This is a genomic window from Vibrio ruber DSM 16370 (assembly GCF_900163965.1).
Taxonomy (GTDB): Bacteria; Pseudomonadota; Gammaproteobacteria; order Enterobacterales; family Vibrionaceae; genus Vibrio; species Vibrio ruber.
In genome coordinates this window covers 1-12,155 of sequence record NZ_FULE01000017.1, presented here as the reverse complement: position 1 = coordinate 12,155, position 12,155 = coordinate 1, and the positions used below count along the sequence as shown (strand labels likewise).

8 protein-coding genes are annotated in these 12,155 nt (G+C 43.9%); 5 read left to right on the top strand and 3 right to left on the bottom strand.

The features are described 5' to 3' along the window. Positions 1-22: 22 nt before the first annotated feature. Entirely contained in the window at positions 23-1,903 is a 1,881-nt protein-coding gene (locus tag VR7878_RS06565; RefSeq protein ID WP_077334557.1) for a DUF294 nucleotidyltransferase-like domain-containing protein, read from the bottom strand. Positions 1,904-2,093: 190 nt separating this feature from the next. On the opposite strand from VR7878_RS06565, the gene VR7878_RS06560 reads away from it, so the two are divergent. The 4 genes from VR7878_RS06560 to cqsA all read left to right on the top strand — a co-directional run bounded on the left by VR7878_RS06560 (position 2,094) and on the right by cqsA (position 8,682). Next, positions 2,094-2,618, top strand: coding sequence for a YgjV family protein (locus tag VR7878_RS06560; RefSeq protein ID WP_235862857.1), 525 nt, complete (start codon positions 2,094-2,096; stop codon positions 2,616-2,618). 225 nt (positions 2,619-2,843) lie between these two features. Continuing rightward, entirely contained in the window at positions 2,844-3,986 is a 1,143-nt protein-coding gene (locus VR7878_RS06555) for an efflux RND transporter periplasmic adaptor subunit (RefSeq protein WP_077334553.1), read from the top strand. A 3-nt stretch (positions 3,987-3,989) separates the two neighbouring features. Further along, the gene (locus VR7878_RS06550) at positions 3,990-7,064 is read left to right on the top strand and encodes an efflux RND transporter permease subunit (protein WP_077334551.1); all 3,075 of its coding nucleotides are present in this window, start codon (positions 3,990-3,992) and stop codon (positions 7,062-7,064) included. A gap of 442 nt (positions 7,065-7,506) precedes the next feature. Further along, entirely contained in the window at positions 7,507-8,682 is a 1,176-nt protein-coding gene (cqsA, locus tag VR7878_RS06545; protein WP_077334549.1) for an alpha-hydroxyketone-type quorum-sensing autoinducer synthase, read from the top strand. A 57-nt stretch (positions 8,683-8,739) separates the two neighbouring features. On the opposite strand, the gene VR7878_RS06540 is transcribed toward cqsA, so the two are convergent. Then, the gene (locus VR7878_RS06540; RefSeq protein ID WP_306345797.1) at positions 8,740-10,521 is read right to left on the bottom strand and encodes a hybrid sensor histidine kinase/response regulator; all 1,782 of its coding nucleotides are present in this window, start codon (positions 10,519-10,521) and stop codon (positions 8,740-8,742) included. An 876-nt stretch (positions 10,522-11,397) separates the two neighbouring features. Between VR7878_RS06540 and VR7878_RS20825 the strand changes: the two genes are divergently transcribed. Continuing rightward, positions 11,398-11,973 carry a hypothetical protein gene (locus VR7878_RS20825; RefSeq protein WP_139344038.1) on the top strand — a complete coding sequence of 192 codons (576 nt, stop codon included), beginning with the start codon at positions 11,398-11,400 and terminating at the stop codon, positions 11,971-11,973. Here VR7878_RS20825 and VR7878_RS06535 read toward each other — a convergent pair. After that, a partial coding sequence (locus VR7878_RS06535; protein WP_139344037.1) for an integrase core domain-containing protein occupies positions 11,941-12,155 on the bottom strand: 215 nt, incomplete at its 5' end. The genes VR7878_RS20825 and VR7878_RS06535 overlap by 33 nt on opposite strands.

Here is a 12,155-nt window from a genome sequence, read left to right as displayed (position 1 = left end):
GAGCACTCTTCCTTAGTCACGTCTATCTTCCTTTGACGAATTTCAGTTTCGCGACATCTTGTAGCTCGCTGATGATCTTAAAGGCATCTTTTAAGTGTTTACGTTCGAAACTGCTGAAATGATCGGGAATAATATGATTGTCCGGCATCTCCCCGGCCAGAATTGCATTCAGTTGATGGCGAAAGCGAACCTGTGTGATAAACCGATAGGCACCGATAATATTTTCACAACTATCTTGCGACAACACACCGTGTTGTGCCGCATAGCGAAAGCGTTCTTCCGTTCCGGTCAGAGAGCCGCCGGCGGCCAGACTGAAGATCCGAGCCAGATCGATGATCAGATTCAACGCATACTTTTTGATATTCAGGGTATGGCTGTTTTGCCCGCTTTTTTCGAGAACCAGATGATTGAAAATTCCGAGAGGGGGCTGTGTTTCAACGGCGTCACGCACCAGTGCCGGGATAAATCCGGAGCTTTGTTGGATACAATCATGTAAATGGTGCTGAATTTGCTCGACCAGCTCTTGTTTCCCATAAATAGCGCGGACTTCAAGAAATACACTGATACTCAGCAGCCGGTTATATTCCGGGCTGGAGACCCATTTCTGATAGTACTCTTTCCAGCGGGAGACCGGCTGGCACCATTTGGGAGATGCCGCCATATAACGGCCATCACAAATGGGATAGCCACAGGCTGCCAAAGCATTGCAGACCCGCATTGCCAGATGGGTAAAATAGAGCTTATGTTCATCACTGGCATGATCCGAGAGTACCAATGCACTGTCTTGATCGGACAGCATATGAACTTCTTTGCGCGCATGGGATCCGGCAACGACCCATGCATATTCGCAAGGCGGCGGGCCGAGGACTTCTTCACTGAGCTGAATAATCCGGCGGGTAAAAGCATCCATCATCATCGACATGATCTGACCTTGGATTTCAGCACTGACCCCACCTTCAACCAGCGCCTGAAAGATAGTTTCCCGTTCGCCTTTCAGGTTAGTCAATGCCGTGACCGAACTGGCGTATTTGATTTTTTCAAGCAGAAACAGTGATTGCGTACGATGATTATGAACCAAATGAGTGGTGGTCAGCAGCCCGGTGACTCGTTTGCCGGTCAAGACGGGTAAACACCGGATGTTATATTGCATCATCAGCGAGATTGCCTGAATGACTTTGGCGTCATGTTCGATCAAATGCGGATTGCGAGTCATGACGGTCTCTATTGGCTCGTCAATGTCTCGTCCGCTCGCAACCACTGATTGCGTCATATCCCGGTCTGTCACCAAACCGACAATGTCCTGATCTTGCATCACGACCGCACAAGAGCTGCGTTGTGTGTCATGTATCATGCCACACATCATCCGTGCAACATCGCGGATGCTGTCGTGACTGCTGACGATCGCAATATTTTCACTGGCGATTTCTCCGACAGTGCGAAAGAAAAGTCCTTTAGCTTCTTTTTTACACACATCATTCACGGCTGAAGTCAGCCGAATATTGGCCTGTGCAGCAAAATAGTCGGCAAAATCGGGGTAGGTTTCACAGACCAGCGTCAGCTCCTGATGCGGAATTAAATACAGCAGCGAGTCATCAATCGCCTGCGCCTGATAACCATCTTCTGTATTGACGAGCGGTTTGAGAAAGGTAAAGCCAAATTGATCATCCTGCCCGAGTCTGGCGCGCAGTTCACCGGTTTGGGTTCGCTGCTCAATGGCACCGGTTCTGATAATGTAGAGATAGCGCTGTTGGCATAGGGCACTAAAATCAATTGTTTCCCCTTTGACCAGATATTTGACTTTGACCGTATTGGCAATTGCAGCAACCAATTCTGGCGGCAATTTATCGAACGGATCGATTCTGACCAGAAAATCATGGATGTTAGGCGTGATCGAGGTAGTCATGTATTCATTCCGCTCTGATGCTGTTGGCATCATTATATCGTTGTATCACAAGATGAATAGTATTTTTAAAATAGCTTTTCAAAAATTTGAATCTGTGCAACTATAACGCAATAAATAGATGATATTTCCTATTTTTATCTTTTTATTCAAAAGGTTATTTTTATTAATCTGTAAACCGTCAGGTGAGAGTATTGTTGTGGATGACACGTTGGCACAAGCATTAGGGTTAGTTAGTTTTGCTTTAGGGCTTTCAACTTTTTATCAAAAGAATGATCGGCGTCTGAAGATATTGATGCTGATTTTCAACCTCAATCATTGTATTCATTATCTGTTACTGGGTTCCACAGTTTCGGCACTGAGCATGATGTTGTCTGCTGCGCGAACGACGACTGCCATTTTCGTCTCTTCAGTTCGTGTGGCGGTGGTATTTATTGTGATCAGTCTTGTCAGCGGTTTATGGATGGCAAATCATTGGTGGGATCTCTGGTCCGTGGTGGGGACGGTTATCGGTACCTATTCAGTCTTTTGTCTTTCCGGGATTAAGATGCGAATCGGTTTTCTGTTGGGCGGTATATGCTGGCTCACCAATAATATGATCGTTGGTTCGATTGGCGGGGTTATGTTGGAAACCTCGCTATTGAGCATGAACCTGTTAACGATATATCGCATTCACCGACAAACAACCAATATGTTGGTAAAAACACCGGAATGTTAAATAAGATGTCGATATCTTTACAATAAGTCCACATTGATTTGTATCGCAATAGCAGCCCCTGTCACTCACTTTGAGACTCTCCTCCCAAACATTTACCCCGACTTGGATGGCCGGACTGTTTGTCCGGTCTGACCACCGTGATATCTATGAATTTTCAATTCATTCTGATTCATAAATCGGTAATATCGATTGAATTCAAAATAAAAATAGTAGGGGAACATCCTAATGACGTTTCGCATCTGTCAGAAAAAATCGCTCGCAGCGACCGGTCGATTTTCTCGATATCGCGTTTGGCAGCGGTGGCTTGGGTTATGGATTTTAATCAGCGGATTAACCGCTTGTTACGATGATGCTCGTCCGGTAACGGTTGCGCCAAAACCGGTTCGCCCGGTTAAAACCATGGTCGTCTCATCGGTGCAAACCACACCGATTGTGACACAAGTAGGCGATATTGAAGCTTATCAGCAAACGGTGCTTGGGTTCCGGATTGCCGGACGAATTCTGGAGCGGCGGTTTGATGTCGGTGACCATGTGCAGCAGGGAGAAGTTTTAGCGGTTTTGGATCCCAGTAATGCCAATAATGCGCTCAAACAAGCCAAAGCTGAACTCAACAATGCGCTGTCTACGGCAAATCTGGCAAGGCAGACGCTCAGACGGATGAAAAAATTATTGCCCACCGGGGCGATTTCCCGCTCTCGTTATGAGGAAGCGGAATCTGACTGGCAGGCTGCAGATTCACAGCTTGAACGCGCTCAGGCAGCCGTTATCGATGCACAAGATAATTTGCAGTTTACCCACCTGATAGCCCCCCAAGATGGGGTAATCAGTGAGACCAGCGCCAATGCCGGGCAAGTTGTCAGTGCCGGGCAGCAAGTCTTTAAACTGGCATACAATAGCCATCTGGACGCTGTGTTTGAAGTGCCGGAGCAGGTCTTACAAACCCGGATAGAAGATCCACAAATCACGGTTTCTCTGCTTTCTAATCCTGACATTCAAGCGCGTGCCAAATTACGTGATGTCACACCGCAAGCGGATCCGTATACCCGAACGTACCGTGTGCGTGTCACGCTGATTGATCCGCCGGAACTCATGGGGCTGGGCGCGATCGTTAAAGGACAGCTACAGCTACCAACGATTGATCAGGTGATCGTGCCGAAAGCGGCACTGACGCGTCAAGGCGACCTGCCGGCGGTTTACATCGTGGATGCGCAGAGTCATGAGCTACGACTGAAGTCAATTCAGGTCACGCGCTACAGCGATGATGCGATGTATGTTTCCGGCGGGCTTGCTGAAGGGGATCAGGTTGTGATTGCCGGTGTTAATCAATTGCGTCCCGGGCTGAAAGTTCGCCTGATGACGGGAGGATAATGCATGGCATCCGATTCATCCCAAAAGCGTTTTAATCTCTCGGCGTGGGCATTGGAAAACCAGCAAATGGTTTCATTTTTGATGCTGATGATCGTTGTGATGGGGATCATCAGTTTTCAAAATTTACCGCGTAATGAAGACCCGGAGTTTACTGTGAAAATAGCGGTGGTTTCCGCACATTGGCCGGGAGCGACCATCGAAGAAACCACGCAACTTCTGACCGATAAGTTAGAAAAAAAGTTGCAGGAAATCCCCTATCTTGACCATTTAAGAAGTTATACCCGGGCCGGGGAAACCGTCATCTTTGTCAATTTGCGTGACAGTACGCCTCCGGACAAAGTGGCTGATATCTGGTATCAGACCCGCAAAAAAATGTTGGATCTGTCATCTGAACTGCCCAGCGGCGTTATCGGCCCGGCCGTCAATGATGAATTTGCCGATACCTACGGGACGATTTTCGCATTCACGGCCGACGGATTCAGTATGAAAGAGCTGCGTCAGAAAGTGGATGACGTTCGTTCAACCCTGATGCGGGTGCCCTATGTGAGTAAGATTGAAGTGATGGGGGCACAGGAGCAACAGGTTGTGCTGGCCATCTCATCCAAACGGCTTGCCGGGCTCGGCCTGAACCTCACAGAGGTGATTAATAGTTTAAAAGCACAGAACGCAGTGACGCCTGCAGGCGTCATTCAGACCCGTGATGAGCGGATTGCTGTTCAGGTCAGCGGCGCATTCAGTTCGGCTGAAAGCCTGCGAGAGATTGTCCTGCATATTCATGACCGTTTTATTCCACTGCACGACATCGCAGAGATATATACACAGACAGAACAGCCCCCGAAACCGCAATTTCGGGTTAACGGTAAAGCCGCTATCGGGCTGGCGATTTCGATGTCTCCTGACGGCAATATGTTAAAGTTCGGACAGGATTTACGTGACGCAATGTCGCGGATTGAGCATGACTTGCCATATGGGATTGACGTGACCAAAGTGGCTGATCAGTCATCAGTGGTTCAAGATGCCGTGGGGGGATTTGTCAAAGTCCTGATCGAGGCTGTTGTGATTGTGCTTGCGGTATCGTTTGTCTCTTTGGGCACAAGAGCCGGTCTGGTCGTTGCAGTATCGATTCCGATTGTGCTTGCGATGACTTTCTCCGGTATGGAGATTGCCGGTATCGGTTTTCAGCGCATTTCTCTGGGGGCATTGATCATCTCGCTCGGTTTGCTGGTTGATGATGCGATGATCACCATTGAAGCGATGGTTTCCAAGCTGGAAGACGGCTGGCCGCGTAAAAAAGCAGCGGCGTGGGCTTATCAAAATACCGCATTTCCGATGTTAACGGGAACGTTAGTGACAATTGCCGGTTTTATTCCGGTCGGATTTGCAGCATCAGGCGCAGGAGAATACTGCTATTCACTGTTTGTGGTCGTGATGGTCTCGCTTGCCAGTTCATGGATTGTTGCCATTCTGTTCTCACCGCTATTGGGTGTGTGGTTATTACCGAATAACCTGAAAGCCCATGAAACCAAGCAAGGACGACTGTCTGCCGGATATCAGCACTTGATTAATGGGGTTCTCCGTCACCGGTGGAAAACGATTGTTTTGGCCATTTCGGTGTTGGTTACCGCAGGTGTACTGTCTGAGCAGTTGCACTCTGAGTTCTTCCCGTCTTCTGACCGCCCTGAACTGCTCGTGAGCCTACGCCTGCCTGCCAATGCTGCTCAGTCAGATACATTGGCTGAGGTGAAAAAACTGGAAAATCAACTCACCAACAACCCGAAAGTGGCGCTGTTTTCAAGTTATGTCGGGTCCGGTGCCGTCCGATTCTACCTGCCGATGGATATCTTGCTGAATCAGGAAAATATCGCCCAAGTGGTGGTGGTTGCAAAAGATATTGAGCAGCGTAAAGCGCTACGCAAAGAGTTACAAACCATTATGCAGCGTGATTTCGGAGAATGGATAACGCGCGTCTCGCCATTAGAGCTCGGGCCGCCGGTCGGCTGGCCGCTGCGTTATCGGGTCAGCGGGCCGAATCTGAACAAAGTTCGGGCTTATGCTCAGTCACTGGCGAATGTCGTTGCTGATCATGCAGATACTCGCGATATTAACCTGACTTCCGGAGAACCGCAGCGGTTGCTGCGTGTCGATGTCGATCAAACCGCAGCCCGGGCTGTCGGGCTGAGCCGCCAACAAATCGCTGAACAGCTGGCAACGATTTTCTCTGGTCAGACCATCACGTCACTGCGGGAAGGGATTCATCCGGTCAGTATCGTTGTGAAAGGCGGTGTGAATGAGCAGCAGGATATTGAAACGATCGAAAATCTGCAAATTTCGCTCGGGAAGGATAAAGTCATTCCACTGCGACAGGTTGCGACCGTCGAATATACCATTACCGACCCGATCATCTGGCGACGCCAGTTGGAGCCTTTTATCACTGTCCAGACCGACATCGCCCCCGGTGTTATGGCAGAGAAAGTCTCTTCCGAGTTGGCGCCCCGAATCGAAGCATTCAGGCAACAGTTACCCACCGGTTATGAAGTCACAGAAGAGGGGACTGTCAGCGAATCGGAAAAAGGGAATGAATCCATTTATGCTGTTTTACCGGTGACGCTTATCGTCATGCTGACATTACTGATGATTCAGCTCAGACGTTTCTCCAGCATGATGCTGGCATTGTGTACCGCACCATTTGGTTTGATCGGGATTGTCGCCGCGATGTTACCTACCGGGACTCCAGTCGGTTTTGTCGCGTTGCTTGGGGTCATTGCACTGGTCGGGATGATTATTCGTAACGCAGTGATTCTGATCTCTGAAGTGGATGATAACCTGACGCGGGGCAATGGCGCTCATCAGTCGATCGTGATGGCTGCAACCCATCGGGCCAGACCGATTCTGCTCACCGCTTTTGCCGCTATTCTTGGCATGATTCCAATTGCCAGACAAGTTTTCTGGGGGCCGATGGCCTATGCTATTATCGGTGGATTAATGGCTGCAACCGTCATTACGTTAACCGTGTTACCGGCTGCGATTAGTCTGGTTTTACAGTGGGAAAAGCGAGGGACACAGCCAAAAGAGGGGTAGTTTCCCCGCGACCATATATCAGCGCTGCTATCACTGGCAGCGTTCTTTTTAGAGTCGTGTTTTGATATTTTTTTATGCAATTATTTGTTTATTTAAGTCGTCGTTTAATACTCAACTTGTTGTATTATGCGTCTGTTTTATTTTTTGATAAATAATATAGTTTTTAACTCGTTTTCATTGTCTATAAGAATAATACAAATTTATAAATTTATTCTTATTCAACAAATAACACCTTGAAATAAATAAAAAATTATTTTTATTTAAATATATAAAATAAGGAATATATTAATTAATCCTCCATATGGTAATGATGTGTAAATAATAATAAATCTAATATAATTGAATCTGTAATGATACGCAAAATAATTTATTTATCATGATGACAAGTATTTTTTTACTGAGAAAATGTTGCTGCCCATATATAAAATACAGAGGTGGTTTTATGAACAGTATTAGTAAAAATTTACCAGATTTCATTCAGTCAAAAATAAACTTTCATATTCGTGACTTAATTGAATCTAATAATAATGGGAAACATCTTGTTTTAGGAAAGCGTCCCAATAATCAAGATATTGTGATGCAAAGTAATGATTACTTATGTTTGGCAAATAATAGCATGATAAAAAGTCAAATGATCGACTCAATTATGAGAATGGATGATAGTATTTTGATGTCTGCTATTTATTTACAAGATGAAGATTCGAAACCGTCTATAGAACACCGGCTTTCGGAATTTACTAACTTTGATAGTTGTTTACTCTCACAATCAGGGTGGAATGCTAATATTGGATTATTACAGGCGATTTGTTCACCAGAGACCAATGTCTATATTGATTTTTTCACTCATATGTCAATATGGGAAGGGGCTCGATATGCGAATGCGAAAGTTCATCCATTTATGCATAATAACATGAAACATTTACGGAAATTGATTAAAAGAAATGGTCCGGGGATTATTGCTGTTGATTCGATATACAGTACATTAGGTACGATTGCGCCATTGAGAGAGTTGGTTGATATTGCAAAAGAGTTTGGTTGTGTAACGGTCATTGATGAATCGCATTCTCTTGGTATCTATGGCACACATGGTGCGGGTCTGATTGAGGAGTTGAATTTATCAAAAGAGGTTGATTTTATGACTGCGAGTTTAGCAAAATCCTTTGCATATAGAGCTGGTGCGATATGGGCAAATAATAATGTTAATCAGTGTATACCTTTTGTTAGTTATCCAGCGATATTTAGTTCTGCTCTATTACCCTATGATATCGATACACTCGGTGCCATATTGGATTCGATATATGATTCAGATGATAAAAGGAATCATCTTTTTTATCTTTCTGATAAATTAAGAAAAGGACTCACAAAAATCGGAATTAAAGTTAGAAGTCAGTCTCAGATTGTATCACTAGAAACTGGGGATGAAGAGAATACAGAATTAGTGCGTGATTATCTAGAGGATAATGGGGTTTTTGGGGCAGTTTTTTGTCGGCCAGCTACACCTAAAAATAGTAATTTAATTCGATTTTCTTTAAATAGTTCTCTGACAGACAATGATATTGATAAAATATTGTCAGTCTGCCACACATTAGTAGAAGATGAAAAAGTATATTTTAAATAGGTTGATTTGGATATAAGGTTAGATCGTCCATATATTGCAATGATTTTCTAGTAATCATTATATCCAGTTCGATAATTTATCCAGTAAGTTATTCTTATCTGCTGGCTTAATAATGTAATCATTCATGCCTGAATTTCGAATGCGCTTCAGTGTCGGTGTATTGGTATCACCCGTGTGGCCAAGAATTGGAATATGGCGATAAGGTTTCTGGGAACTGCGAATCGTACTGGTTGTTTCGATGCCATCAAGAACAGGCATCTCAATATCCATCAGGATCAGATCAACGTCGTATGTTTCTATTGTTCCCAGAGCCTCTTGACCATTCGATGCCTGTAAAACATGATAGCCTTGTTTCTCTAAGAGGATTGCCGTCAGGTTTCGAACTGAATGGTTATCATCCACGATTAGAATGCATTTTTCGGTGCGCTCCGGTTTGAACGGAATAACATTTCTATCCGCTTCAATTTTCTCTGCCAGCTCAAAAAATAACTGATATAAAATCGGGGCGCTTTGATCAAGTAGACGGTTTGTTTCCAGCGGATAGACTGAAAGGTGACGTTCAATATGAATCGGATATTGGCTGTTGGCATCATACAGATAATGAATTTGTGCTTCAGAGAAGTGCAGTTGAGATTCGAGTACGGTAAGCAGCTCCCATTGACGCTCAATCTGGTTGAGATCGACCATAATCACATCAAACTCAAATTCGTACTCCTTGCGTTTGACCGCTTCATTTAATGTGACTGTCTCGATGTGAAATCCCATCTGTTGTGACTGTTTTTTCAGTCGAAGACGAACATCATCTTCCTTGCCAATGTAAAGAAGAGACTTCGTACTAACCAGCTCTTCTTTAAGTTTTCTCATTTCCGAGGAGGATTCGGTCGGGAATAACAGTGTAAACTCAGTCCAATGGCCTAACACAGAAGCACATTCAATGTTCCCGGCGAAAGCTTTCATAATGCGTCGGCAGAATGGCAGCCCCAGACCGTATCCCCCATGCTTTCCATGGGTATAAAAATCTTTAAAGATGTCTTGAAGATGCTCCTTGTCAATTCCCGCACCATTATCTTTTACCGTAATCTGGTTCCACTTCTCTTGTGTCGTAATACAAATATCAATATGAAAATTCTCGTTATTTTGATAATAAAATGCATTTTTCAGTAAATTATAAAAAGCATATTTTAATAGAATATCACTGCCTAAAAACCTGAAATCACTTTCAATTGTCAGATTGACGGCCAGCCGATCGAGGGGATTTTTATAACTGAAAGATTGGATGGCATGTTGTGCAATATCACCGGCAGAATATATTTTGAACGTTGATGTCGGGATCCGATTCTGGTCAATCGAAGTCAGTAGCAGATTGATCGTCTCATTGGCTGAATCAACCGTATTATGCATATTATCAAGCAGTTCGTTGACCATCTGATAATCATGTTGTTCGATGGTGTAATGAGGAACCGAATCGGTTGGGTGTTTGGTATGGAGCAGCGACTGAATGATTTCTACAGATGATTTGATCGCGCTGAGAGGATTACGCATTTCATGTGCGATCCCAGCGCCAAAAGATTTAGCAATTGAAATTTTGGTTTCATGTACATTCTTGCCTTTTACATAGAATATGCTGCCGTATATGTAAACAAATAGAATAATCGGAGCATACGACCACTCAACCACGGACGTGACTTGATGACCATTAACATAATAAGCAGCAATATATGCAAAAATGAATGAGATGGTGGCTTGAGATAGCATGATCTTGGTTTCATAGACGACAAGGATATGCAGAAATATGGATGCCAGCAGAGACATAACCCAAATCGTGGACCAATTATTCATGAGTAGCATATACCCGAAAAAGAAGGGTAAAGATATTCCGACCGTCACGAGGTAATAATGGGGGAGGTAACGCATTAATCGTTGATTCAGGTATTTCCTGAATACGAGTGGAATAAAGATAATAGAGCAGAACAAACGCAACCCCAGAGTCTCGTAAGGCTGAGGATAGAGGTAATTCCAGATATAGTAATAGAGTGGGAATCCAATGACCCCCATACAACTAATAAATGTAAGGTTAGGTTCTATATGTTGGTATATTTTCTTGATAGCACTCATTGATTTTCTAGCCTAAACCGAACAATTTGTTTTCTTGTTGTTTGTTAGATAACGGTCACGATATCAATCGTGAGATAGTCTAATTTTGACCTTATATAGCGCTAAGACTACCTGATTCTACACTGAAGAGAAATGCCCATTTGTATTAAGCAAGTGCGTTATATGGCTATTGTGGAATATGGCAGAGTGATCTGTGAATCACAAGTCGTGACTTTTGAGTATTTAATATCTTATTTGTTATTAAAAGTTATTGAATTTTATAATTTATTTTGGGTTGTTCTATTAATGCGAGTCAGACTCTTCAAGCATCATTGTGCTGTTCATCTATCGTTCAAAGTTAACGAGCCTTCGAGACTCGATAATTGCCTTGCGGGATGAATCATAACAGTATTTATATCAGTATCAATAAAAGGTATTTCTTCTTCGGTCAGCTTCATATTCATGCGCCATAACTTCGATTCTTCCTTCTACAGATAATACATGACAATGTGAAATAGTGCACATATGTAAAAAATGCAATTGATATGTCTTGTGATGTGATAAATGTTTTCTACTCTTCAAATTAGTCAACGTCGGCTAACCTTGCTATGGGGAATAATAATGAGCTTCTTAAGTGCACTCACTACAGGTGGTATGTTAATCGGAAAAATTTGCCAAGCTTTATCACCAAGTAGTTCAAATCGATACACATGCCCTAATTCTGGCAATATTTACCACGGTCCCATTACTTCTGGTGGTGTATCATTTTATCGCAAGGTAAATTCAGACGGCTCTACGGCGATTTGGGTAGCTAATACAGATGTCGAACAAACGGCAACAATTTCACTTGAGAATGAACACGATATAAATGGAACTACATTGATATTGCCTCCAATGCAGCAAGCTCCTTTTCCTGATGCAGATAGCTCCAATGTATCGCCGCTGAGTAGAGTCGTCTCTGGATCCACATCCTCAGCCTCTACCATGTTATCGGCTGCTACAACTTTAAATGAGGGGAAAAATAAACCCTCTTTCACACTCAACTTTCAAGGTTTAGATTTTACACACAAAGGTTTGCCTGTAAAAATTGGTGCATTCCGACTTAGTGCGACTAATACTGCACTAAAAATTCTCACAATAGGTTTTATGACCTGCCCCCAAGAATTAATCCAAAATTTCATTAGTAATGCTTATTAAATCACCATTGTTCGTTACTGTTCTTGTGGTTGCTGCAAACTCAGATGGAGTCAGATAATCCAGTGCTGAGTGAGGACGATTTTCATTGTAATCCATACGCCAGCTACTGATGAGTTCACGAGCATGACTCAGATCCCGAAACCAATGTTCGTTTAAACATTCATCGCGGAACTTTCCGTTAA

Bases quoted from the DNA above. Each gene is read 5' to 3' on its own strand.
- VR7878_RS06565 (WP_077334557.1), bottom strand. From the start codon at position 1,903: ATGACTACCTCGATCACGCCTAACATCCATGATTTTCTGGTCAGAATC.
- VR7878_RS06555 (WP_077334553.1), top strand. From the start codon at position 2,844: ATGACGTTTCGCATCTGTCAGAAAAAATCGCTCGCAGCGACCGGTCGA.
- VR7878_RS06550 (WP_077334551.1), top strand. From the start codon at position 3,990: ATGGCATCCGATTCATCCCAAAAGCGTTTTAATCTCTCGGCGTGGGCA.
- cqsA (WP_077334549.1), top strand. From the start codon at position 7,507: ATGAACAGTATTAGTAAAAATTTACCAGATTTCATTCAGTCAAAAATA.
- VR7878_RS06540 (WP_306345797.1), bottom strand. From the start codon at position 10,521: ATGAATAATTGGTCCACGATTTGGGTTATGTCTCTGCTGGCATCCATA.
- VR7878_RS20825 (WP_139344038.1), top strand. From the start codon at position 11,398: ATGAGCTTCTTAAGTGCACTCACTACAGGTGGTATGTTAATCGGAAAA.